The following is a 22,713-nucleotide window of genomic DNA, read 5'->3' on the forward strand; positions in this document are numbered from 1 at the left end:
TGTAGTTAGTGCGTGCCCTGCCAGGGTTCGCAACAGACGGACGGCCGGGGCCACTCCTGTGGGGGGTGGCGGCCCCGGCCGTCCACCGTCCGCAGCCGCCGGGCCGTCAGGCGTCCGCCGCTGCGGCCGCCGCGTCCTTCACGCTCACCGTCAGGTCGTTCGTCACCGTGAAGTAGGGCCGCAGCAGCGCGTCCCCGTGCACCGCCGCCGGGAAGGTGTCGACGCCCTTGCGGTCCGCGAAGTCGCCCGCGATCCGGCCCACCCGGACCAGCGCCGCGCCCTTCGCCGGGCGCGCCCACAGGTCCCACAGGTCCTGCTCCGGGTCGCGCCGGGTGCCCATCGGGGCGCAGGGCAGGCGGCCGGTGCCGTTCTCCAGGGGCACCCGGACGTCGCCCACCGCGCCGTCGGCGCCGCGCAGCCGGGCGACGAGTTCGGCGCCCTCGCCGAAGGAGGTGCCCAGGGCCTCCAGCGAGACCGTGATGCCCTCGCTCTCCACGCGGACCTCCGTCGCCTCGGCGTGCTCCGGGCGCAGCCAGGTGCGCAGGGCGAGGTAGCCGTCGCTGGTCCCGTACGGGACCCAGGCGGTGACGCCCTGGGGGCCGTGGCCGAGCGGGAGTCCGAGCAGGGCCTTCTGCTCGACGAGCGCGGCGGTCAGCCGGCGGCGGCTCTTGTCGCGGGAGCGCTCGGTATAGGTGTCCCAGCGCCCCTCGGACAGGGTGTGCGCCCCGCGCTCGACCCGGGCCTCGACCCAGCCGTCCGCGCCGTCGCGCTGCTGGGGCAGGGCGACCCGCACCGCCTCCTTGCCCTTGCTGCCGCGGTGACGCAGCAGCAGATGCGTGTCGGCGGCGGTGAGCTGGCCGGCGCGCAGCCGGACGAGGAGGGAGCCGTCGGCCCCGACCGCGCAGCGGGCCTCGGGGTGCGCGGTCTCGGTCTTCTTCTGCACAGGCGCAGGCGCCGTCTTCTGCTTGAACAGGCCGCGCAGCAGGCCGCCCTTCTTGGCGGGGGCGGCGGTGCTGCCGGGGCGCAGTTCCTCGAAGAGCTCCTCGTAGCGGCGGGCGACGGCGGCGGGCTCGTAGCGGTGGGCGGCCTGCCGGGCTGCGGCGCCGAGCCGTTGACGCAGGGCGGGGTCACCGGTGAGCTTGAGCAGGGCCTCGGCGTAGGTGTCGACCGTGGCGTTGCCGTCGAGCGGGACGAGGATGCCGTCGGTGCCGTCGGCGATGATCTCGCGCGGCCCGTGCGGGCAGTCGGTGGCGACGACGGGCAGGCCCGCGTGCATGGCCTCGACGATGGTCATGCCGAAGGACTCGGCGTCGGAGGCGACGGCGGCGACCGCGCCCTTGGACCACTCGGTCTCGATCGGCGAGCGGGCGCCCATGAGCGTGATCCGCTCGGCGAGGCCCAGGTCCTCGATCTGCTTGCGCAGCTTCGGCTTGGCGGGGCCGCGCCCGTAGATGCGCAGGTTCCAGTCGGGGCGCTCGGCGGCGATCTTCGCGAAGGCGGCGACGAGGCGGTCGTAGCGTTTGACGGAGACGAGCCGGCCGGCGGAGACGATGAGCTTCGAGGTGCCGTCCGAGGGCTCGGCCGCGGGTGCCGGTACGGCGTTGGGGATCGAGAGGATCCTCGCCTCGGCGTCCGGGAGCGCCTCGCGGTAGTGGCCGGCGTCGGCCTCCGAGACGGTGGTGAAGGCGTCGAGGGCGGCGATGGCGGGGTCCATCACGGCGTGCAGCTCGGGGACGTGGGCCTCGTGGGTGAGGTGTTCCTGGCCGATGCGCAGGTACCGGTCGGTGCCGTACTCGGCGAGGTAGCCGATGAGCTTGGGGCGGGTGGCGATGACGACGTCGGCGTCGGTGCGGGCGAGGTGGGCCGCGACCTTCTCGTCGGTGAGGGCGGTGGCGGCCATCAGGCCGTTGTCGATGCGCTCGTCGCGGAAGAGGGCGCTGGGCCGCTGGTTGGGCGGGGAGCGGTACTCCTCGCTCTCCTCGCCCTCGCGGAAGTCCAGCAGCGGGGTGAGGCGCACACGGGGGTCGATGGTGAGTTCGGGTTCGTCGGCGGGCCGGTTGACGCTGACGATCCGTACGTCGTGCCGGTCGGCGAGGGCGGCTGCGAGGTTGACGGTCGAGCGGATGGTGCCGCCGATGCCGTAGGCGTTGTGCAGGAGGAATTCGATCTTCATCGTGCCCTCAGTTCCGGTGCGCGTGCAGTGGTGGCGCGGGCCCGTGCCCCCCGTACGGCCGCATGCCTCACCCCCGCAGGTTAGGGGATCGCGCCCCGAAGGGGCGCGAGGCTGCTGCATCATGCGGCTCCGCCGCGTGGGCGCGACAAGCCACGACGAGCCCGCAGATGACAACTGCGCTCCCCGCGGAGCACCCCGCTCAGCGCAGCACGCGACCCGCGAGAGCACTGAAGTCCTGCCAGGACTGCTGAGGCTTCCCCGGGTCCCACAGCCGCTGGGCGGTGGCGGCCAGCGGCAGCCGGATGCCGTTCGCGACCTGGTCGGGCGTCTGGGCGTCCGGTTTGTCGCACCAGATCGCGAACCGGCCGCCGAGGATGCGGTCGGACCCGGCCTGTCCTGCGGCGACGGGCGAGGTGCCGCGGAGGACGGCGGGCGACCACTGGCCGTAGATGCGCTCGCCGGTGGGGTAGCGGAACTGGTTGGGCTCGCCGAGGACGTAATAGAGGAACTCGTCGTTGAGGTTGACCAGCCGGCGTCCTTCGTTCAGATACTCGGCGGGCGGCCGGGCACCCAGCTCCTTGCCGGTCCAGTACTCGACCTCGATGTTCTTGTCGGGGGTGACGACGCCGTCGCGGAAGAAGCCGTCGTTCCAGGCCTTGGGCGTCCTGCCGAGGGAGCGCACCAGGGCGGCGCGGTCGTTGAGCCAGCCGGTGGCGAGGTCCTGGACCTTGGCGCCGGACCCGTACTTCTGCCGGGCGGCCTCGGCGAGGCGGGGGTAGGAGGCCTGCGGGTCCTTGGACATCAGGGCGCGGTACTCGTCGGCGCCGAGGTGGAACCACGGGCCGGGGAAGAGGTCGGCGTACTCGCGGATGAGGTCGTCCACGACGGTGGCCGCGTCGGGGTCGGCGATGTCGACGGCGCCGCGGGCGACGGTGCCCGAGGCGTCGCGCAGCTGCAGTCCGGGGTGGGCGTTCAGCATGGAGCCGAGGTGGCCGGGCGAGTCGATCTCGGGGACGACGGCGATGTGCAGGGACGAGGCGAGGTCGATGATGCTGCGCACCTCGGCCTTGGTGAGGTGCTGGTCGGAGACGATCTCGGGGTGGCTGTCGCTGTCGATGCGGAAGCCCTGGTCGTCGGAGAAGTGCAGGCCGAGCTGGTTGAGCTTGAGGTCGGCCATCTGCCGCAGCCGGTCCTTGATCCAGTCGGCGGTGAAGTACTTGCGGGCGATGTCCAGGTTGAGGCCGCGCTGGGGGCGGTCGGGGCTGTCGCGGACGGTGCCCTCGGGCAGCCCGCCGCCGGAGCGCACGGCCTGGGCGACGGTGCGGGTGCCGTAGAAGACGCCGGCCTCGTCGGAGCCGGTGACCAGGACCTTGCCGTCGTGGGTGGTGAGCTCGTAGCCCTCGGGCCCGCCGCTCTGGCCCGGGCGCAGGGCGAGTTCGACGTCGCCGCGGCGGGCGGGGCCGGCGTCGAGGCTGAGCTTGAGGTCGTCGGCGAGCCGGCGGCCCGCGTCGGCCAGCGGCCCGCCGGGGTCGGCGACGACCCGGGCCCCGGAGCCGGGCCGCCAGCCGGGGCCGCCCTCGGCGGTGAAGGAGCGCACCGCGGGGACGACGCGCGGCGGGCCGGGGGGCGCGGGGGCCGTGGTGGAGGAGGGCGCGGCGGAGGCCGGGAGGGAACGGGCGTCGTCCTTGGCGCGGTGGCTGCCGGTGGTGCGGGGGCAGCCCATGACGGACATGGCGGCGAGGAGGGCGAGGGCGGAGACGGTCCCCCGGATGGCCGCCGTGCGGGTGATCCTGACGGGCAGTCGCTTGGACAGTCGCATGGAGCAAAACCTCCCATTCAGGGAGAAGATAGGTTTTTTCCATGCATGGGCGGCAAGGACCCGCCCGGAAGGACGCCCGTACGACCCGTACGAAGGAAATTCGCGCATCCGTCGGCCGGTGGCCGAGAACTGTCGTTACGTTTTGATCCCGCTCAGGCTTCGCCACGATCACCGAGGAGCCCACCCTGCACGTTCTCGACCGACTCGATCGAAAGGACCGGCCCGCCCCGGTTTCCCCGGGCACGCCGGACATCTCCGCGACGGCCGACGAGGCGCTGCGGGTCGCCCAGGCGGCCTACGAGAGCCGGTTCGGCGAGCCCCTGCTGCTTCCCCCGGCCCCGGACCGCGGCCCCGAGGAGGCTCTTGACCTGCTCCTGCGCACTCTGCGCGAGCGGCTGACGGCCCGTGGCGAACCGATTCGCGCCACCGGCGGCTAGTCCGTACGTGCCTGTTTGATCACACCTGACATACCCCGGGGGACCGAACCGACAAGGCGTCGCTACGATGGCCAGGGCCGGTGGACCGTACCCGGCCGGGCCCGACCGACAGTAGAGCCGGCTGGCCCCAATCCCCGCTCCCGGAGGGTTTTCCGTGCCGGCTGGAACGCTGTACCGCGGCCGGGAAGGCATGTGGTCCTGGGTGGCTCACCGAGTCACTGGCGTCCTCATTTTCTTCTTCCTGTTCGTGCACGTCCTCGACACCGCTCTCGTACGCGTCTCTCCCGAGGCGTACGACAACGTCGTCGCGACGTACAAGACACCCGTCGTCAATCTGATGGAGTACGGCCTCGTCGCCGCCATCCTTTTCCACGCTCTCAACGGCCTGCGGGTCATCGCGGTGGACTTCTGGTCCAAGGGCCCGCGCTACCAGAAGCAGATGCTGTGGACGGTTGTCGGTATCTGGGTCGTGCTGATGGCAGGCGCTTTCTACCCCGTGCTGCAGCACACGCTGCGCACGCTGTTCGGGAGCTGATGACGCGAGATGTCCGCTGAAACCACCACCCCCGCGGTGAACGAGTCCGTGTCGCTCTACGACGCGGACAACCCGGCTCCGGTCATCGAGCCGCCCCGCAAGCGCACCAAGAAGACGCCGAAGTCCACGCGCACGAACTTCGAGCTGTACGGCTGGCTGTTCATGCGGCTGTCCGGCATCGTGCTGGTCGTCCTGGTCCTCGGCCACCTGCTGATCCAGCTCGTCCTCGACGGCGGCGTCAGCAAGATCGGTTTCGCCTTCGTGGCCGGCCGCTGGGCCTCGCCGTTCTGGCAGGCCTGGGACCTCATCATGCTGTGGCTCGCGATGCTGCACGGCGCCAACGGCCTGCGTACGGTCATCAACGACTACGCGGAGCGGAACAACACCCGCTTCTGGCTGAAGATGCTGCTGTACACGGCCACGGTGTTCACCGTCCTGCTGGGCACGCTGGTGATCTTCACCTTCGACCCGAACATCCGCTAGAGCCCGGGGCTGACGAGACCATGCAGATCCACAAGTACGACACCGTCATCGTCGGCGCCGGCGGCGCCGGCATGCGCGCCGCCATCGAGGCGACGAAGCGCAGCCGCACCGCGGTGCTGACCAAGCTCTACCCCACCCGGTCCCACACCGGCGCGGCCCAGGGCGGCATGGCCGCCGCCCTCGCCAACGTCGAGGAGGACAACTGGGAGTGGCACACCTTCGACACGATCAAGGGCGGTGACTACCTGGTCGACCAGGACGCCGCCGAGATCCTGGCGAAGGAGGCCATCGACGCGGTCCTCGACCTCGAGAAGATGGGCCTGCCGTTCAACCGCACCCCGGACGGCACCATCGACCAGCGCCGCTTCGGCGGTCACTCCCGCAACCACGGCGAGGCCCCGGTCCGCCGTGCCTGCTACGCGGCCGACCGCACCGGCCACATGATCCTCCAGACGCTGTACCAGAACTGCGTCAAGGAGGGCGTGGAGTTCTTCAACGAGTTCTACGTCCTGGACCAGCTGATCACCGAGGTCGACGGCGTCAAGAAGTCGGCCGGTGTGGTGGCGTACGAGCTCGCCACCGGCGAGCTCCACATCTTCCAGGCCAAGTCGGTCGTCTACGCCTCCGGCGGCACCGGCAAGTTCTTCAAGGTGACCTCCAACGCGCACACCCTGACCGGTGACGGCCAGGCCGCCTGCTACCGCCGCGGCCTGCCGCTGGAGGACATGGAGTTCTTCCAGTTCCACCCGACGGGCATCTGGCGCATGGGCATCCTCCTCACCGAGGGCGCCCGCGGCGAGGGCGGCATCCTCCGCAACAAGGACGGTGAGCGCTTCATGGAGAAGTACGCGCCCGTCATGAAGGACCTCGCCTCCCGCGACGTCGTCTCCCGCTCCATCTACACGGAGATCCGCGAGGGCCGCGGCTGCGGTCCCGAGGGCGACCACGTCTACCTGGACCTCACCCACCTGCCGCCGGAGCAGCTGGACGCGAAGCTCCCGGACATCACCGAGTTCGCGCGCACCTACCTCGGCATCGAGCCCTACACGGACCCGATCCCGATCCAGCCCACCGCGCACTACGCGATGGGCGGCATCCCGACGAACGTCCAGGGCGAGGTGCTGTCCGACAACGACACCGTCGTGCCGGGTCTGTACGCCGCCGGCGAGGTCGCCTGCGTGTCCGTCCACGGCGCCAACCGCCTGGGCACCAACTCGCTGCTCGACATCAACGTGTTCGGCCGCCGGGCCGGCATCGCCGCCGCCGAGTACTCGGACCGGGCCGAGTTCGTCGAACTGCCGGAGAACCCGGCCGAGCTCGTCGAGGCGCAGGTCGAGAATCTGCGCAACTCGACCGGCACCGAGCGGGTCGCCGAGCTCCGCAAGGAGCTGCAGGAGACCATGGACGCCAACGTGATGGTCTTCCGCACCGAGCAGACCATCAAGACGGCCGTCGAGAAGATCGCCGAGCTGCGCGAGCGCTACAAGAACGTGTCCATCCAGGACAAGGGCAAGCGCTTCAACACCGACCTGCTGGAGGCCATCGAGCTGGGCAACCTGCTCGACCTGGCCGAGGTGATGGCCGTGTCCGCGCTGGCGCGCAAGGAGTCCCGCGGCGGTCACTACCGCGAGGACTACCCGAACCGCGACGACGTCAACTTCATGCGGCACACCATGGCGTACCGCGAGACGGATGCCTCCGGCAAGGACGGCATCCGCCTCGACTACAAGCCGGTCGTGCAGACCCGCTACCAGCCGATGGAGCGTAAGTACTGATGAGCACCGCGACGCTCGACAAGCTCGAGGCCGAGGCGCAGACCTCGCACAACATCACGGTCGTCTTCCGCGTCCGCCGGTTCAACCCGGAGATCTCGGACGAGGCGACCTGGCAGGACTTCGAGCTGGAGATCGACCCCAAGGAGCGGGTCCTCGACGGCCTCCACAAGATCAAGTGGGACCAGGACGGTTCGCTGACCTTCCGCCGCTCCTGCGCCCACGGCATCTGCGGCTCGGACGCCATGCGCATCAACGGCAAGAACCGCCTGGCGTGCAAGACGCTGATCAAGGACATCAACCCGGCCAAGCCGATCACGGTCGAGCCCATCAAGGGCCTGACGGTCCTGAAGGACCTCGTGGTCGACATGGAGCCGTTCTTCCAGGCGTACCGCGACGTGATGCCCTTCCTCATCACCAAGGGCAACGAGCCGACGCGCGAGCGCCGGCAGTCCGCGGAGGACCGCGAGCGCTTCGACGACACGACGAAGTGCATCCTGTGCGCGGCCTGCACCTCCTCCTGCCCGGTGTTCTGGAACGACGGCCAGTACTTCGGCCCGGCGGCGATCGTCAACGCGCACCGCTTCATCTTCGACTCGCGTGACGAGGCCGGTGAGCAGCGCCTGGAGATCCTCAACGACAAGGACGGCGTGTGGCGTTGCCGCACGACGTTCAACTGCACGGATGCGTGCCCGCGTGGCATTGAGGTCACGAAGGCGATCCAGGAAGTGAAGCGGGCGCTGATCACGCGCCGCTTCTGACGGGGTTCGCTCCGCGGGAAGCTCGATCCGTTCGACTGCGGGTTCGTCGTAGCTGATCGCGCCCACGCGGCGGAGCCGCATGATGTAGCAAGCCCCGCTCCCCTTCGGGGCGCGGACCGCTGAAGTCCCAGTTCCCCGTGCCCCAAAAGGGGCGCGGGGAACTGCGCGATCAGCCCGGGCAGGACGCTGGGCGCGCAGCGCCAACGCCGCCACGCCCTTTGACGGTGAGCCGGCTCACGCCGCCCCGGACCGTGCCGCGTGGCAGTCTCGTGCCTATGACACCCATACCCCTGCCTCCGCTCCGCACCACCGTCCGCGGGACGGGCCCCGGCCTGCTGCTCGCGCACGGCGCGGGAGGCAGCGTCGCGGCGCACTTCGGCGCGCTCATGCCGGTGCTGGCCGAGCAGCACACGGTCGTGGCCCCGGACTACCCCGACTCGGCCGCGCCGCTCACCCTCGACGGCCTGGCCGACGCGCTGGTGGCCGCGGCCACGGAGGCGGGCCTGGAGTCCTTCACCCTGGTCGGCTACTCGCTCGGCACGCTCGTCTCGGTACGGGCGGCGGCGCGGCACCCCGGGCGCGTGCGCGGCCTCGTCCTGACCGCGGGCATGGCCAGGCCGGACAACCGCATGCTGGCCTCGCTGGAACTGTGGCGCACGCTGCTGGCCGCGGACGACCGCAAGGCCTTCGCCCGTTTCAGCGCGCTGAGCTCCTTCAGCACGGACTTCTTCAACGCGCTGCCGCAGGAGCAGGTCCCGGCGCTGCTCAACCTCCTGGCGTCGTCCGTCCCCGCCGGCACGGCGGCCCAGGCGGGCCTGGTGGCGACGGCCGACACGACGGCCGACCTGCCGGGCATCGCGGTGCCGACGCTGGTCGTGGCCACGACCCGGGACAACCTGGTCTCCCCCGCCAGCTCCCGCCTGCTGGCGGGCCGCATCCCGGGGGCCGAGTACGCGGAGATCGAGGCGGGGCACGCCGTGATGGTCGAACGCCAGGAGGAGTGGCAGAAGCTGCTACTGGAGTTCCTGGGGCGGCACGGCCTCTGACGCCCACGTCCGCGCGGCCGGGAGATCGGGGGCGATCCCGGCCACCTGGTAGGCGAACCCGTCCCACTCCAGCAGCACACGCGGCTCGCCGGGCCGCACGTGGCTCCCGCCCCCGTGCCACGGCCGGTGCCGCCGCCACTCCCCCCGCGGTGCCCGGCGCCGCTGTTCGTAGGCGGCGAGGGGGTCGTCGGGGCGGCGGTATTCGGCCATCCCTCCAGGGTGCCGCAAGCGGCCGGAGCGGGTGGGGTTTTCAGTGCACCCGAAGCGTCCTGACCGGCGAGGTCCGCAGCACCACCGGATGCCTGTCGTTGCGCACGTCGGCCCCGTAGAGGACGGCCCGGAAAGCGACGCTCCCCCGGTGCCTCGGCTCGACCTTGGCATCCGCCTTCGGGAACTCCGAAACGGTCACGGTCCTCCCGCACTTCACCGTGCGCCACGGGCCGTTCCGGCCGACCCGTTCCTGGATGCAGAGCTTCAGGTACGTCGCCGCGTCGTCGTCCCCCCTGGCCCGGATCCTGACGGGGTGCCAGGCGCGCACCGTGTGGTGCGGTGTCACCTTGAAGTCGATACCGCCCTTGGCTACGGCGGGCGTCGACGCGAGCCCGACCAGTCCGGCGGACGCGATGCCCAACACCGCTGTTGCACGAAGCCACTTCACGGATGTCCCCTCCCTAGGTCACCGGATAAGACGGCGCTGCCGCGGCGCGCGTTGCACGGGCGGCCGGTGGAACTGGCGGCGATGCCGGGGCGGTTGGCGGGCTGACGACTCCTACAGCACGTCTCGGCTCACCCCGGTACGGGCCCCTGCATCTGCTTGCTGATCCATTCGATCGGGCCCGTCCCCATGTTGGGCACGTAGGTCTTGGCGTTGTGCTCCCCGTCGGGTATCTCGCTGAGCATCGTGTGCACCGGGCCCTTGTTGCCGTACGAGGCGATGAAGTCCTTCACGTTCTTCATCGCCGTCTTCTCCTTCGTGCCGACCTGGAAGGACAGATAGACGTCCGGCCCCTTGGCCTTGATCAGCTGCTTGGCCAGCACCTGGGGGTTGTTGGCGGCCTTCTCCTTCTCGTGCCCCGCCCACAGCGGCGAGTCGGGGACGATGTCCGGCCCGGAGGCGATCACGGCCTTGAACCGGTCCGGCTTCTGCAGCACCGCCTTCAGGCCGGCGAACCCGCCCGACGAGGAGCCCATGAAGGCCCAGCCCTCACGCTGCTTCAGGGTGCGGAAATTGGCCTTGACGAGGTCGGGGACGTCCTCCGTGAGCCACGTGCCCATCTTCGGCTGACCGGGGATGTCGCTGCCGTCGTAGTAGTTCTTGTCGTCCGGGTTCAGGACGGGCATGGCGACGATGAAGGGCAGGCTCTTGCCCTCCTTCGACCACTCGCTGATCGACTGCTGCAGCTTGAGGTCCGTGCCCATCCAGTAGTTGACCGGATAGCCGTTGCCGCCCGGGAGGGCGATCAGCACGGGGAAGCCGCTGTTCTTGTACTTCGGGTCGTCGTACTGCTTGGGCGCCCAGACCCAGACCTTGCCCTTGAAGCCGGACTTCTTGCCGTCGAGGGTGACGACACCGATCTTGGTGCCGTCCTGGACCGTGCTGGCGACCTTGAAGTCGGCCTTCGGTCCGGTGGGCATGAGCGTGCCGGATTCGCCGGCGGAACCGGCGTTGCCCCCCTGGCCGAAGCTCATGGAATCGCCCTTGTCGGAGAACAGGCCGAGGGAACTGAGAACGGGCCAGGCGATGAGGCCGAGGGCAACAGCGATGATCGCCGCCACGGCGAGCCGGCGTTTGGGTGCAGTAGCCATGCGGCCAGGGTGGGTGTGCTGTGTAAGAGGGCTTCTAAGAAGCCCCGGGCCGGAGCGCTCCGCGGGAAGTGCAGTGCGTCAACTGCGGGCTCGTCGTGGCTGTTCGCGCAGTTCCCCGCGCCCCTTTGGGGCGCGATCACGCACTGCACTTCGCCGAGCCCGCTCAGAACCGCCCCAGCCGCCACAGCCGCCAGATGCCCGTCCCGTCCGACAGATATTCCGCCCCCGAAATCGACGGCGTCGTCAGCACGTACTCCTTCTTCTGCCACAACGGCACCATCGGCACGTCCTCCGCCACGATCTTCTGGATCTGCCGGAAGTCCTCCGTCACCCGGTTCCGCTGGTAGATCTGCCGCGCCTGCGCGATCAGTTTCTCCACCCGCGCACTGGAATAGCCCGAGTGCAGCGCATTGTCCGCGCCGACCAGCGGAGTGGTGAACGTGTCCGGGTCCGGGAAATCCGCCACCCAGCTGACGCAGTACGCGTCGTACGCGCCCCGCGCATAGCCCTCCTGGAATTCCTGCCACCCCACCCGCTGCGGCGTCACCCGGAACAGGCCCGTGGCCTCCAACTGCCGTTTGATCATGGAGGCTTCCTGGTCCGTCGCCGCGCCCTGCGAATACGCGAGGCCGAAGCGGACCGGCACCGTCACCCCGGCCTCGCGCAGCAGCTCCCGTGCCCGCGCCGCGTCCGGTTTCGGATAGGCGTCGTAGAACGACGTCGCGTGGCCCGTGATGCCTTGCGGGACGAGGGAGTACAGCGGGTCCACCGTCCGCCGGTGGACGTCGCGCGCGATCGCCTCGCGGTCGATCACGGCCGCGACCGCCTGCCGGATCGCGGTCTCCTTCAGCGGCGCCCCGTCCCGCACGTTGAAGACGAGCGAGCGGATGCTCGGCGACGTGGTCTCCACGACGCGGACGCCCGAGTCCGCCGGCGAGATGCGGGCGATCTCCGCCGGCGGCATCTGCCGCCCGACCACCTCGACGGAACGTTCCTGCCAGGCCTCGTCCAGCGCATCGGGGTCGGCGAAGTACCGGACCGTGACCGGGCCTCCGAGATCCTTGACCGCTCCCGTGTAACGGGAGTTGGGCCGCAGCTCCGCCTCCGCCCCCGCCCGGTACGCGGCGAGGCCGTACGGGCCGGAGCCGTCCACCGCGCCGTCCTTGCGGAGCCGGTCCGCGGGGTAGCGGGTGCTGTCGACGATCGAGCCCGCACCCGTGGCGATCTTCAGCGGGAACGTGGCGTCGGGCACCCGGAGATGGAAGACGACCCTGGTGCCGTCCCCGTCCGCGTCCACCGACTGCAGCGTGTCCAGCAGGGAACCCGGCCCCTGGTCGGAGTGGATCCGCTTGATGCGGTCGAAGGAGAACTTCACGTCCCTCGCCGTCAATTCGTCCCCGTCGGCGAACTTCAGGTGCGGGCGCAGCTCGCACGTGTACGTGCGCAGGCCGTCGCCGCGGAATCCGCAGCTGCGGGCCGCGTCCGGCACGGGGCTGCTGGAGCCGGGGGCGAAGGTCAGCAGGGACTGGTAGACGTTGCCGAACAGCGCCCAGGAGCCCGCGTCGTAGGCGCCGGCCGGGTCGAGCGAGGTGACGCGGTCCGTCGTGCCGACCGTGACCGGGCTGCGGTCCTCGCTCCCCGAGTCGAAGCCGCACCCTCCGGCGAGCAACGCCAACAGCACCGGCCCCACCGTGTTCCTCAGCACACAACGCATCGCCGCGCCCCTCCCGCCCAGTGATGCGCATCACCGTAAACACGAAGGCGCACACGCGTCCGGGGAATCGGCCAAGTGATCGCCGGGATTCCGCGCGTCCGTTATGTCCGGTGTCCTACCGCTATGACGGCTATGACGTACGCCGCAACGCGCGCACCCCACGCAACCCGATGACCCCGACAGCCGTCCCCAGAAGAAACGACGTGATCGCAAGCAGCAGGTGCACCCAGAAGTACGCGGTCGGGTCACCTGCACGGTCAAACGCGAGTCCGCTGGCGTCCTTCCACAGATTCTTGACGAAAGTGATCCAGATGCACCAGCTCCAGGCCCCGAAGGCGAGCAGGAACCAGGACACGGGGCGGGAGAGCGTCAGAGGGGTTCGGGGAGCGGCATCCCCGGAAGAATTCACCATGCGTCCGAGTATGCGTTTCGCGTCCCCCGCTCCTCCTATCGGGTCCTCGCCGGAGGACCGCCGTGAGGCGCCGTACCGGGCGATGGGAGGGGGCGGTACGTTCACGATCGTGCCGACGACGACATCACTCCCCCCGCGGTCCGCCGCACTGCGCCGCGGGGGCGCGGCCCTGCTGGCCGCCTCCGCCTCGCTGCTGATCCCCCTGGCGACGGCTGCGCCCGCCCTCGCCGCCCCCGGGCCGGCGTCGCCGGGCGCGAGCGCCTCCCCCGGCGCGTCCCACGGCGCGACGGCACCCGACGGCAAGGCCAAGCCGCCGGGCAAGCCGGCCAAGGAGCCGCCCGCCCAGATGTCCACGGTGGGCGGCGAACTGCTGGGCAAGCCCGGCACACAGGTCCAGCTCGGGCCGGGTGCGCCCCAGTTGCCCAAGGAGATCAGCGGCGACTCCTGGCTCGTCGCGGACGCCGAGTCCGGCGAGATCCTGGCCGCGCACAACCCGCACTGGAAGCTGCCGCCGGCCTCCACGCTCAAGATGCTGTTCGCCGACACCGTGCTGCCGAAGTTCCCCAAGACCCAGAAGCACAAGGTGCTCCCCGCCGACCTGGCGGGCATGGGCGAGGGCAGCAGCCAGGTCGGCATCAAGGAGGACTCGACGTACACCGTCCACGACCTGTGGCTCGGCGTCTTCCTCCGCTCCGGCAACGACGCCGTGCACGCGCTCTCCGCGATGAACGGCGGCACCGCCAAGACCGTCCAGGACATGCAGGCGCACGCCGAGGAGCTCCAGGCGCTCGACACCCACGTCGTCACGCCCGACGGCTACGACGCCGAGGGCCAGGTCTCCAGCGCCTACGACCTCACCCTCTTCGCCCGCTCCGGGCTGCAGAACGCCGACTTCCGCGAGTACTGCTCGACGGTCTCCGCGCAGTTCCCCGGCGAGGAGAAGCCGGGCAAGAAGCGGGAGACCTTCGGCATCCAGAACACCAACCGCCTCCTCACCGGCGCCGCCGGCCTGCAGCCCTACAAGGGCATGGCGGGCGTCAAGAACGGGTCGACCACCAACGCCGGCAACACCTTCACCGGCGTCGCCCAGCACGACGGCAAGAAGCTGCTCGTCACGGTCATGAACCCGGACATCAAGGAGGCCAACGAGGTCTACAAGGAGACCCAGCGCCTCCTCGACTGGGGCTTCGAGGCCGCCGGCCACGTCACGCCGGTCGGCACGCTCGTGGCGCCCAAGGGCGGGGCGGACAAGCCGGGCGGCAAGAACGGCCAGGGCGACAACGCGCAGGCGTCCGTCGCCGGCTCGTCCAAGGACGGCATCTGGACGGCCCTCGGCCTCACGGGCGGCGCGCTGGCCGTGCTGGGCGTCGCGGGCTTCGTGGTGCACCGCCGGCACCCCTTGCCGGACCTGGTCCGGCGTCGACCCAGGAGCTGACGGGAGCCTCGCCCCGTCAGGGGCGCGGGGAACTGCGCGATCAGCCACCACCGGCCCGCAGTCGGCGCACCGCCTGGCACGGCAGGTCATCTGCGGGTGCGTCGTGGCCGGTCGCGCAGTTCCCCGCGCCCCTGACGGGGCGCCCCCTACGGGGCGCGCCTCGTGGCCGTCCACGCGGCGCAGGCCAGTACCAGCCGCGCTGTGAAGCTGATCCACAGCAGCAGCGCGACCGGGGTCCCGAAGGCGCCGTACATGCTCTTGGCGGCGACGCCGCGCAGATAGCTGCTCAGCACGATCTTGAGCACCTCGAAGCCGACGGCCCCGATGAGCGCGGCCATGGCGAGGCTGCGGCGCTCCGGGTGCACGCCGGGCAGCCGTGAGAGCACGTAGAGCATCATCAGGAAGTCGGCCAGCACCGCCGCGCAGAACCCGGCGGCGGTGAGCAGGGCGCCGCCGCCCACGCCCGTGTGCTGCACGACCCAGCCGACGGCGGCGGTCGCGAAGGCGGAGCAGCCGAAGGACACCAGGGCGACGGCCCCCAGGCCGAGCAGCACGGCCGCGTCCTTGAGCTTGAGCAGGACGACGTTCCCGGGGTTCTCCTCCAGCTCCCACACGGCCCGCAGGCACTCGCGCAGCTGGCCGACCCAGTTGACGCCGGTGAACAGGAGCAGGGCTCCGGCGATCAGCCCGACGGTGCCGGCGTTGTCGGTGAGCGTCCCGAGGTCGAGCCCGGGCACTTCGGCGGTGAGCCGGTGCTGGAGCTCCTTGCTCTGCTTGTCGCTGAGCAGGGCGGCGGTGACGGCCGCGCCGACGGTGACGAGCGGGAAGAGGGCCAGGAAGCTGGTGAAGGTGATGGTGGCGGCGAGCCGGTTCCATTTGACCCGGGTGAGGGCCTCGTAGACGTGCCAGGCGTGGGTGCGGGTCAGCCGCCGGTAGGCGGGATGCTGGGTGAGCCGGTTCATGCCGGCTCTTCTACCCGCTTCAGGGGATCTGCGGCGCGGCCCCCGGCAGCAGTGAACCCCCTTGCCGCGGCACGGCGGGCGTCACGGACGGTGCGGTGCCACGAAACGGAAAGTCGCGCTCAAGGCGCCACACACCGTCCTCCCCCTGCTCGTACAGCGCGAAGCCGGCCGTCGTCCACTCCGCCTCGTAGTCCGCGAGCTCCGCGTACGCCCGGTCCATCGCCTCCTCGGCGATGCCGTGCGCCACGGTCACGTGCGGGTGGTACGGGAACTGCAGCTCGCGCGCGACGGGGCCCGCCCCGTCGCGGATCCGCTTCTGCAGCCAGGCGCACGCCGACGAGCCCTCGACCACGTTGACGAAGACGACGGGCGACAGCGGGCGGAACGTGCCCGTCCCGGACAGCCGCATGGGGAAGGGGCGGCCCTGGGCGGCCACCCCGGCCAGGTGCTCCTCGATCGCGGGCAGCGACGACGCGTCGACCTCGGTCGGCGGCAGCAGGGTCACGTGCGTGGGAATGCCATGGGCGTGCGGGTCCCCGAAGCCTTCCCGGCGCTTCTGGAGAAAGCTGCCGTACGGCTCCGGGACCGCGATCGAAACGCCGAGCGTCACGGTTCCCATTGCGTTCTCCCTCCTGCTGCTCCTGTGCACCTGTGTGTGCCCGTGGTCAGTGTGGCGGCTGTGCCGGGTCCACTGCCAGATCCCCTGGTCCCGGGGGCCGGGGGACCATGGACCTCAGTGCTTGGCGGGCAGGAAGCCCACCTTGTCGTAGGCCTGGGCGAGCGTCTCGGACGCGACGGCGCGGGCCTTCTCCGCGCCCTTGGCCAGGATCGCGTCCAGGGTCTCCGGGTCGTCCAGGTACTCCTGAGTACGGGCGCGGAACGGGGTCACCCACTCCACCATCACCTCGGCGAGGTCGGTCTTGAGCGCACCGTAACCCTTGCCCTGGTACTTCTCCTCCAGTTCCGGGATTCCGGTGCCCGTGAGCGTGGAGTAGACGGTGAGCAGGTTACTGACGCCCGGCTTGTGCTCGGGGTCGAAGCGGATCACGGTGTCCGTGTCGGTGACCGCGCTCTTGATCTTCTTCGCCGAGACCTTGGGCTCGTCGAGCAGGTTGATCAGGCCCTTGGCGGTGGAGGCCGACTTGCTCATCTTGGCCGTCGGGTCCTGCAGGTCGTAGATCTTCGCGGTCTCGCGGACGATGTGCGCCGACGGGACGGTGAAGGTCTGGCCGTAGGTGCCGTTGAAGCGCTCGGCGATGTCGCGGGTCAGCTCGACGTGCTGGCGCTGGTCCTCGCCGACCGGCACGGCGTCGGCCTGGTAGAGCAGGATGTCGGCGACCTGCAGGATCGGGTATGTGAACAGGCCGACGGTGGTGCGGTCGGCGCCCTGCTTGGCCGACTTGTCCTTGAACTGGGTCATGCGGGAGGCCTCGCCGAAGCCGGTGAGGCAGTTCATGACCCAGGCGAGCTGCGCGTGCTCGGGGACGTGGCTCTGGACGAAGAGGGTGCAGCGCTCCGGGTCGAGCCCGGCGGCCAGCAGCTGGGCCGCGGCGACGCGGGTGTTGGCGCGCAGCTCCTTCGGGTTCTGCGGCACCGTGATCGCGTGCAGGTCGACGACCATGTAGAAGGCGTCGTGGGTCTCCTGCAGGGCCACGTACTGGCGGACGGCACCGAGGTAGTTCCCGAGGTGGAACGAGCCTGCAGTGGGCTGGATACCGGACAGTGCGCGCGGACGATCAAGGGCCATGCACACATTCTCTCAGGTGCGGCGACGGACTCGGGCCGACGGTGGCCGACAGGGGTGTAGAAAAGGCGGCAGCAGCCTGCACCGACCCGAACGGAGCACGTGTTGACGTCCACAGAACGCAGCATCGCCGCCGCCGAGGAGCACAGCGCGCACAACTACCATCCGCTGCCGGTCGTGGTGGCGACCGCGCAGGGCGCATGGATGACCGACATCGAGGGCCGTCGCTATCTCGACATGCTGGCCGGCTATTCCGCCCTCAACTTCGGCCACGGCAACCGCCGTCTGATCGACGCGGCCAAGGCCCAGCTCGACCGCGTGACGCTCACCTCGCGGGCCTTCCACCACGACCGGTTCGCCGACTTCTGCGCCCAGCTGGCCGCGTTGTGCGGCATGGAGATGGTGCTCCCCATGAACACCGGTGCGGAGGCGGTCGAGACGGCCGTGAAGACCGCGCGGAAATGGGGCTACCGGGTCAAGGGCGTGCCGGACGGCCGGGCGAAGATCGTCGTGGCGGACAACAACTTCCACGGGCGCACGACCACGATCATCTCCTTCTCGACGGACCCGGAGGCGCGGGCCGACTACGGCCCCTACACCCCCGGCTTCGAGATCGTCCCCTACGGCGACCTGGCGGCGCTGGAGGCCGCGGTCGACGAGCACACGGTGGCCGTGCTGCTGGAACCGATCCAGGGCGAGGCGGGCGTACTGGTGCCGCCGCCGGGCTACCTGGCAGGCGTGCGGAGGCTGACCGGCGAACGGAACGTCCTCTTCATCGCGGACGAGATCCAGTCCGGCCTGGGCCGCACGGGGAAGACGTTCGCGTGCGAACACGAGGGCGTGGTGCCCGACATGTACGTCCTGGGCAAGGCGCTCGGCGGCGGCGTGGTGCCGGTCTCGGCCGTGGTCTCCTCGCAGGAGGTCCTGGGCGTCCACCGGCCCGGCGAACACGGTTCCACCTTCGGGGGGAATCCGCTGGCGTGCGCGGTGGCCCTGGAGGTCATCGCCATCCTCCGCTCCGGCGAGTACCAGGACCGGGCGACGGAGCTGGGCGACCACCTGCACCACGAACTCGCCCGCCTCGCCGCCTCCGGCGCGGTGACCGCGATCCGGGGCCGCGGCCTGTGGGCGGGCGTCGACATCGCCCCCTCGCACGGGACGGGCCGGGAGGTCTCGGAACGGCTGATGGAACGGCGGGTCCTGGTGAAGGACACCCACGGCTCGACGATCCGGATCGCCCCGCCACTGGTCATCTCCAAGGAGGACCTGGACTGGGGACTGGAGCAACTGCGGGCGGTGCTGGGAGGCTGACGGGTGACCCGGACTGTCCCGGTTCGTTCTCCTTGCGAAGCTTGTCGATTCGCGCCGAAGGAGAACTCCCCATGCGCTTCCGCTACGCACTGGCCCCCCTGGCCGCCGCCCTGTCCGTCGCCGCCGTCGCCCCGCTGGAGGCGGCGGCGGCCGACGCCCCGGCCGCGCGGCCCATCGTCCCCGAGGCCGTGGCGCTGAACGCGCAGGCCGATCTGCCGAAGGCCTCCGACATCAGAGAGCTCGACAAGGAGCTCACCGAGACGCCTGCGGCGAAGCCGGAGGCCGCGCCTGCTCCCCAGGCGGCGAGCGCCCCGCAGGCCAAGGCGCCTGCGGCGAAGCCCGCGGCCAAGAAGGCGCCGATGCCCTCGCCGGGCGAGGGCGAGGAGGAGGGCGGTCCGGAGCGTGCGCCCGACGGCGGGCCGCTGGCGCCGATCACCGGGCTGCTGGGCGGACTGCCCATCATCGGGGCGCTGTTGGGCGGTCCTCACTAGGGCGTTGCAGCGCCCCGTAAGGGGCGCGGGGAACTGCGCGATCGGCCACCGACGGCCTGCAGATCTCAACTAACCCAGGATCACATGCGGGACGAACCGCGCGTATCCGTCCGTGATCAGCCCCGCCGACTCGCGGATGCCCAGCCCGGAGGGCTCCCCCTCCACCGTCCACGCCCCCAGCACCACGCGGTTGCCGTCGAAGTCCGGCAGCGGGGCCAGCTCCTGGTAGCAGCAGGGTTCGTCCCGGACCACCGGGTCCGGGACGCTCCCCCGGCTACCGCTGGGGGTGCCCCCAGCCGCGTGCAGCGTGACGCCCGCGCCCTCGCGCCCCAGCAGCGGCTTGGCCACGTAGCCCGTCGTACGGGCCAGCTCCCGCGGGCCGTCCAGATAGGCCGGCAGCAGGTTCGGATGTCCCGGGAAGAGCTCCCAGAGCACCGCCAGCAGCGCCTTGTTGGACAGCAGCATCTTCCACGCCGGCTCGATCCACAGCGTCGAGCCCGTGCCGCCGCCGTTGTCGAGCGTGTCCAGCACGTGCGGACCGAACTCGTCCGCCGCCAGCCACTCCCACGGGTAGAGCTTGAAGCAGGCCCGTATGAACCGCAGCGACGTGTCCACGAAGCGGCCGGACAGCGGGTCCCAGCCGATGTCCTCCATCGAGATCGCCTCCGTCGCGATGCCGGCCTGCTCGGCCGTCTCGCGCAGGTACGCGACCGTCATCAGGTCCTCGCCCAGCTCGTCCCCGGCCGAGTGCGCGAAGTGCACGGGCGCGCCCGGCGGCAGCAGCGGCGCCTGCCGCCGCCACGCCTCGACCAGCCGCTCGTGCAGCGAGTTCCACTGGTCGGTGCCCGGCACGTCCCCGAACCGGTCCTCCATCCAGAACCACTGCGCACTCGCCGCCTCCACCAGGGAGGTCGGGGTGTCGGCGTTGTACTCCAGCATCTTGGCGGGCGCACCCGTGCGCCCGTCGTAGTGCAGGTCGAACCGCCCGTAGAGGGAGGGGAGTTCGTCGCTCCGCTCCCACGCCTCCGCGACGAGCGCCGCCAGCCGCGGATCCGTGATGCCGAGCTCCGCGTACCGCTCCTTCTCGACGATGTGGGCGGCTGCCTCCAGGCACATCCCGTGCAGCTCGCCCACCACCGCCTCCAGCGCCTCGACCTCCGGCAGCGTGAAGGAGTAGTACGCGCTCTCGTCCCAGTACGGGCGCAGCGAACCGTCCGGGTGGCGGCACAGGGGATAGATCAGCCCCTGCTCCTCGACCGTCGCCTGCCAGTCCGGGCGCGGCGTGATGCGGTGCCGCTGCATCGCGGGCTCAGCCTCCCGCGCCGGTGCCGGAGCAGCCGAAACCGCCGCGGTTGACGGCCTGGCTCTTCGTGAACGTGCCGCGGTCCGCATAGCCGTTGGCGCGGTCCGCCCCGTAGTACCAGCGGGCGCCTCCTGTGCCTCCGCCGGTCTTGTTGTCCTTGCAGGCCTTGCCGTCCAGGACCTTGTAGCCCTTGGCCACGTCATAGCTGTTCGGATCGACGCACCGCTTGTCCGGCTCCGACCCGCAGGAGGTCAGGGCCGTGGCCAGCAGGCCCATTCCGCCGAGTATGACCGTGCTCGACCGCCAGCGGCGTGGTTGTCCCGTCTGTCCCATCTTTGTTCGCCCCCGTGTACTGAAGAGTGCGGCCCACCCTAGTCCTGGCCTCCGACACCCCTAGAGTCGGTGCCGTGATCCTCGGAATGCTCTGCGCGCTCGGCACTGCCGTCTGCTTCGGCACCGCCTCCGTCCTCCAGGCCGTTGCGGCCCGCGCCACGGCCCCCGGCAGCGGGTCCGGCGTGGACGCCGTCCTGCTGATGCGGGTGGTGCGGCAGTGGCGTTACGTGGCCGGGCTCGCGCTCGACGCGCTCGGCTTCGTGCTCGAAGTCGCCGCCCTGCGGCTGATCCCGATCTACGCGGTGGGCGCTGCGCTGGCCGCCAGCCTGGCGGTCACCGCCGTGACCGCTTCACGGGTGCTGCGGACCCGCCTGAGCGGGATCGAGTGGACGGCCGTGCTCACCGTGTGCGGCGGGCTGGGGCTGTTGGGCCTCGCCTCCGGCGCCGAAGGGCACGAGACGGGCTCGACGGCCCTCAAAGTGGGCACCCTGTGCGTGGGCTTCGCGGTCCTGGCCATCGGCGCCGCGGGCGGCCGCCTCCCCGGGCGGGCCCGGCCCGCCGTCCTCGGCCTGGGCGCGGGCATCGGCTTCGGGGTGGTGGAGGTGGCGGTGCGGCTCGTCGACGACGTGTCGCCCGGTGCCGTCCTCACCAACCCGGCCGCGTACGCGGTGCTGGTGGGCGGAGGGTCGGCCTTTCTGCTGCTGACTTCTGCCTTGCAGCGGGGCTCGGTTACGGCCGCCACGGCCGGCATGGTCATCGGTGAGACGCTCGGCCCGTCGCTCGTGGGCGTTATCTGGCTCGGCGACCGCACACGGGAAGGGCTCGCGCCCTTGGCCGTGGCGGGGTTTGTGCTCGCGGTGCTGGGGGCGTTGGCGCTGGCGCGGTTCGGCGAGGCGCCGTCAGAGAGTGCGGATGAAGTTGGCCCAGGCCTCGTGCGGGAGGAACAGGGCGGGGCCTGAGGGGCGTTTGCTGTCGCGGACGGCGATGGCGGCTTCGCCGGGCGGGGTGTCGGTCACTTCGAGGCATTCCTCTTGGCCAGTGCTGTACGTGGACTTATGCCAGCCGGGCATGTTGTCGGCGACTTCGACGCACTCAGCACCGGTGTCGCTGTACGCCGACTTGCGCCAGTCGCGGACGGGTATGTTGTCGGCTATCTCCAGGCAGTCATCTTGCCCGTGGCTGTACGTGGACTTGCGCCATCTGGCATTGCTCAGGTCGGCTCGCTTGATCTGCATGTGCTGAACTCCTCAATTGCCTTTTCAATCCACCTGACTGACGCAGTCGGCGAGAGCGCTGCAGCGTGGACGAGATCGTAACGATGGGCGTACCGCCGCACTGTCTTCCGGTCCCTTACCAACTCGCCCGAACTGTGGCCTTCGAGGTAGGCCACAGTCGGAGCGTTGTCGAAAGAGAAGAGGGTCAACGACCCGCCCAGGACTGAGTGCGCCCCGGCCGCGAACGGAAGCACCTGCACTTCGACGTTCGGCGTAGCAGACGCCTCAAGTACGTAGGCCAACTGCTCCCGCATGACTGCCGGACCGCCGATCGACCGCCTGATCACCGCCTCATCCAGAACCGACCACAGCAGTGGCGGGTCCTCCTTCGCGAGAATGCTCTTCCGGGCGATCCGCGCGGCCACTTTCTCCTCGATCTCATCCACCGCGCACCACGGCTGCGCCACCTGCATTACCTCACGGGCGTAAGCCTCGGTCTGCAACAGCCCCGGCACGCAGTGAGCCAGATACTTGTGGATGGCCCTCGCCTTGCCCTCGCACTCCAGGTGTTTGCGCATCGAGTCCGGAAACGGAAACCGCTTGATGTGCTCCCAGAGGTCCCGCAAGTCACCGTCCGCGCCGAGCAGCTTGTCCAGCCGGTCCGAGACGGTCTTGGTCGGCACTTCCTTCCCCAGCTCGTACTGGGCGATCCGGCTGTGGGCGATGGGAACCTGATCGCCCAGCTCCTTCTGCGTCCAGCCGGCCCGGATGCGCAGCTTGCGCAACTTGGCTCCGTACAGAGCTTCCAGGGACACCGACGGGTCAAGTTCCTTGGGTGCAGGCACCGTTCATGCCCCCAATTTCCGGGTCGAGGCGGCGAAAGCCGTTACCCCTGGTGAGGGTAGCCCCACGCACCGACACTGAAGCCGGAACGGAGAACACACCCCACCACCGAGGTACCC

Annotated in this window: 23 protein-coding genes; 9 read left to right on the forward strand and 14 right to left on the reverse strand. The window is 70.6% G+C overall.

Annotation, left to right across the window (positions count from 1 at the left end; translation table 11 throughout):
• Positions 1-106: 106 nt before the first annotated feature.
• Positions 107-2,173, reverse strand: a complete 2,067-nt coding sequence (locus ACLHRZ_RS37945) for a glycosyltransferase family 4 protein (RefSeq protein ID WP_490423133.1) — start codon at positions 2,171-2,173, stop codon at positions 107-109.
• Positions 2,174-2,372: 199 nt separating this feature from the next.
• Positions 2,373-3,992: a beta-N-acetylhexosaminidase gene (locus ACLHRZ_RS37950; RefSeq protein WP_490423134.1), complete on the reverse strand. Its 1,620-nt coding sequence runs from the start codon at positions 3,990-3,992 to the stop codon at positions 2,373-2,375.
• 591 nt (positions 3,993-4,583) lie between these two features.
• Between ACLHRZ_RS37950 and sdhC the strand changes: the two genes are divergently transcribed.
• From sdhC to ACLHRZ_RS37975, 5 genes are all read left to right on the forward strand, one after another.
• The gene (sdhC, locus tag ACLHRZ_RS37955) at positions 4,584-4,964 is read left to right on the forward strand and encodes a succinate dehydrogenase, cytochrome b556 subunit (protein WP_490423135.1); all 381 of its coding nucleotides are present in this window, start codon (positions 4,584-4,586) and stop codon (positions 4,962-4,964) included.
• A gap of 9 nt (positions 4,965-4,973) precedes the next feature.
• Positions 4,974-5,447, forward strand: coding sequence for a succinate dehydrogenase hydrophobic membrane anchor subunit (locus ACLHRZ_RS37960; protein WP_490423136.1), 474 nt, complete (start codon positions 4,974-4,976; stop codon positions 5,445-5,447).
• Positions 5,448-5,467: 20 nt separating this feature from the next.
• Positions 5,468-7,222, forward strand: coding sequence for a succinate dehydrogenase flavoprotein subunit (gene sdhA / locus ACLHRZ_RS37965; RefSeq protein ID WP_490423137.1), 1,755 nt, complete (start codon positions 5,468-5,470; stop codon positions 7,220-7,222).
• On the forward strand, positions 7,222-7,980 hold the full coding sequence (locus ACLHRZ_RS37970) for a succinate dehydrogenase iron-sulfur subunit (protein WP_490423138.1): 759 nt from the start codon (positions 7,222-7,224) through the stop codon (positions 7,978-7,980). The genes sdhA and ACLHRZ_RS37970 overlap by 1 nt, the downstream gene beginning before the upstream one ends.
• Before the next feature lie 275 nt (positions 7,981-8,255).
• Entirely contained in the window at positions 8,256-9,026 is a 771-nt protein-coding gene (locus ACLHRZ_RS37975) for an alpha/beta fold hydrolase (RefSeq protein WP_490423139.1), read from the forward strand.
• Here the strand turns inward: ACLHRZ_RS37975 and ACLHRZ_RS37980 are convergent.
• From ACLHRZ_RS37980 to ACLHRZ_RS38000, 5 genes are all read right to left on the reverse strand, one after another.
• A complete protein-coding gene (locus ACLHRZ_RS37980) occupies positions 8,994-9,236 on the reverse strand; it encodes a DUF6087 family protein (protein WP_490423140.1) in 243 nt (80 codons plus the stop codon). The two genes, ACLHRZ_RS37975 and ACLHRZ_RS37980, sit on opposite strands and share 33 nt — an antisense overlap.
• Positions 9,237-9,276: 40 nt before the next feature.
• Positions 9,277-9,684 carry a hypothetical protein gene (locus ACLHRZ_RS37985; RefSeq protein ID WP_490423141.1) on the reverse strand — a complete coding sequence of 136 codons (408 nt, stop codon included), beginning with the start codon at positions 9,682-9,684 and terminating at the stop codon, positions 9,277-9,279.
• A gap of 128 nt (positions 9,685-9,812) precedes the next feature.
• Entirely contained in the window at positions 9,813-10,832 is a 1,020-nt protein-coding gene (locus ACLHRZ_RS37990; protein WP_490423142.1) for an alpha/beta hydrolase, read from the reverse strand.
• Positions 10,833-10,995: 163 nt separating this feature from the next.
• Positions 10,996-12,546, reverse strand: a complete 1,551-nt coding sequence (locus ACLHRZ_RS37995; protein ID WP_490423143.1) for an ABC transporter substrate-binding protein — start codon at positions 12,544-12,546, stop codon at positions 10,996-10,998.
• 130 nt (positions 12,547-12,676) lie between these two features.
• Positions 12,677-12,919, reverse strand: a complete 243-nt coding sequence (locus tag ACLHRZ_RS38000; protein WP_490423364.1) for an SCO4848 family membrane protein — start codon at positions 12,917-12,919, stop codon at positions 12,677-12,679.
• Between the two features lie 121 nt (positions 12,920-13,040).
• On the opposite strand from ACLHRZ_RS38000, the gene ACLHRZ_RS38005 reads away from it, so the two are divergent.
• Positions 13,041-14,393, forward strand: coding sequence for a D-alanyl-D-alanine carboxypeptidase family protein (locus ACLHRZ_RS38005; RefSeq protein ID WP_490423365.1), 1,353 nt, complete (start codon positions 13,041-13,043; stop codon positions 14,391-14,393).
• 146 nt (positions 14,394-14,539) lie between these two features.
• On the opposite strand, the gene ACLHRZ_RS38010 is transcribed toward ACLHRZ_RS38005, so the two are convergent.
• The 3 genes from ACLHRZ_RS38010 to trpS all read right to left on the reverse strand — a co-directional run bounded on the left by ACLHRZ_RS38010 (position 14,540) and on the right by trpS (position 17,102).
• Positions 14,540-15,355: a YihY/virulence factor BrkB family protein gene (locus ACLHRZ_RS38010; RefSeq protein WP_490423144.1), complete on the reverse strand. Its 816-nt coding sequence runs from the start codon at positions 15,353-15,355 to the stop codon at positions 14,540-14,542.
• 19 nt (positions 15,356-15,374) lie between these two features.
• Entirely contained in the window at positions 15,375-15,974 is a 600-nt protein-coding gene (locus tag ACLHRZ_RS38015; RefSeq protein ID WP_490423145.1) for a 2'-5' RNA ligase family protein, read from the reverse strand.
• Between the two features lie 114 nt (positions 15,975-16,088).
• Positions 16,089-17,102 (reverse strand): tryptophan--tRNA ligase, encoded by a 1,014-nt coding sequence (gene trpS, locus ACLHRZ_RS38020; protein ID WP_490423146.1) that lies wholly within the window; start codon positions 17,100-17,102, stop codon positions 16,089-16,091.
• Positions 17,103-17,204: 102 nt separating this feature from the next.
• Between trpS and rocD the strand changes: the two genes are divergently transcribed.
• The gene (gene rocD, locus ACLHRZ_RS38025; RefSeq protein WP_490423147.1) at positions 17,205-18,410 is read left to right on the forward strand and encodes an ornithine--oxo-acid transaminase; all 1,206 of its coding nucleotides are present in this window, start codon (positions 17,205-17,207) and stop codon (positions 18,408-18,410) included.
• Between the two features lie 71 nt (positions 18,411-18,481).
• The gene (locus ACLHRZ_RS38030; RefSeq protein WP_490423148.1) at positions 18,482-18,901 is read left to right on the forward strand and encodes a hypothetical protein; all 420 of its coding nucleotides are present in this window, start codon (positions 18,482-18,484) and stop codon (positions 18,899-18,901) included.
• Between the two features lie 69 nt (positions 18,902-18,970).
• On the opposite strand, the gene ACLHRZ_RS38035 is transcribed toward ACLHRZ_RS38030, so the two are convergent.
• Positions 18,971-20,203 (reverse strand): glutathionylspermidine synthase family protein, encoded by a 1,233-nt coding sequence (locus tag ACLHRZ_RS38035; RefSeq protein WP_490423149.1) that lies wholly within the window; start codon positions 20,201-20,203, stop codon positions 18,971-18,973.
• A 7-nt stretch (positions 20,204-20,210) separates the two neighbouring features.
• Positions 20,211-20,537 carry a hypothetical protein gene (locus ACLHRZ_RS38040; RefSeq protein ID WP_490423150.1) on the reverse strand — a complete coding sequence of 109 codons (327 nt, stop codon included), beginning with the start codon at positions 20,535-20,537 and terminating at the stop codon, positions 20,211-20,213.
• 86 nt (positions 20,538-20,623) lie between these two features.
• On the opposite strand from ACLHRZ_RS38040, the gene ACLHRZ_RS38045 reads away from it, so the two are divergent.
• Positions 20,624-21,496, forward strand: coding sequence for a DMT family protein (locus tag ACLHRZ_RS38045; protein WP_490423366.1), 873 nt, complete (start codon positions 20,624-20,626; stop codon positions 21,494-21,496).
• Here ACLHRZ_RS38045 and ACLHRZ_RS38050 read toward each other — a convergent pair.
• Both ACLHRZ_RS38050 and ACLHRZ_RS38055 read right to left on the reverse strand, forming a co-directional pair.
• A complete protein-coding gene (locus ACLHRZ_RS38050; RefSeq protein WP_490423151.1) occupies positions 21,437-21,772 on the reverse strand; it encodes a DUF397 domain-containing protein in 336 nt (111 codons plus the stop codon). The two genes, ACLHRZ_RS38045 and ACLHRZ_RS38050, sit on opposite strands and share 60 nt — an antisense overlap.
• Positions 21,748-22,566 (reverse strand): helix-turn-helix domain-containing protein, encoded by an 819-nt coding sequence (locus ACLHRZ_RS38055; RefSeq protein ID WP_490423152.1) that lies wholly within the window; start codon positions 22,564-22,566, stop codon positions 21,748-21,750. Before ACLHRZ_RS38055 ends, ACLHRZ_RS38050 begins: the two co-directional genes overlap by 25 nt.
• Between the last annotated feature and the right edge of the window lie 147 nt (positions 22,567-22,713).

It is taken from the genome of Streptomyces sp. AM25 (assembly GCF_058146165.1).